The following is a 383-nucleotide window of genomic DNA, read 5'->3' as shown; positions in this document are numbered from 1 at the left end:
TAACAGGGTTTTGTATGCTTCAGGGGGAAACAGCGCACATGAAAACCGTCCCCCTTGTACACGATGCCCGGGGCGGTAATTTCCTGTACGATAATTTCATAGTTGATGTACATATCCAGCACACGGCGGTTAGTTTCGATATATTCGGCAATCCTCGGCGGCCCGATTATGTAGAGGGGATCGTCCCTATCCACCTGCGATGAAAGCATCAAAAGCCCGGGAATACCCGTAACATGATCGGCGTGGGTATGGCTGATAAAAATGACGGAAATCTTTTTCCACCGCAGATTCAGCCGCCTGAGGGACACCTGCGTCCCCTCGCCGCAGTCAAAGAGAAACAACTCCCCCTCCCGCCGCAAAAGCACGGAAGTCAAATGCCTGTT

1 protein-coding gene is annotated in these 383 nt (G+C 52.0%); it reads right to left on the bottom strand.

Annotation, left to right across the window (positions count from 1 at the left end):
- The coding region (locus ACYVTD_RS16350) for an MBL fold metallo-hydrolase (protein ID WP_461248728.1) at positions 1 to 383 on the bottom strand (383 nt) is incomplete at both ends.

Source organism: Treponema sp. R6D11, from assembly GCF_054786075.1.
The sequence above is the reverse complement of the archived record's forward strand: the minus strand, read 5'-3'. Positions and strand labels throughout refer to the sequence as shown.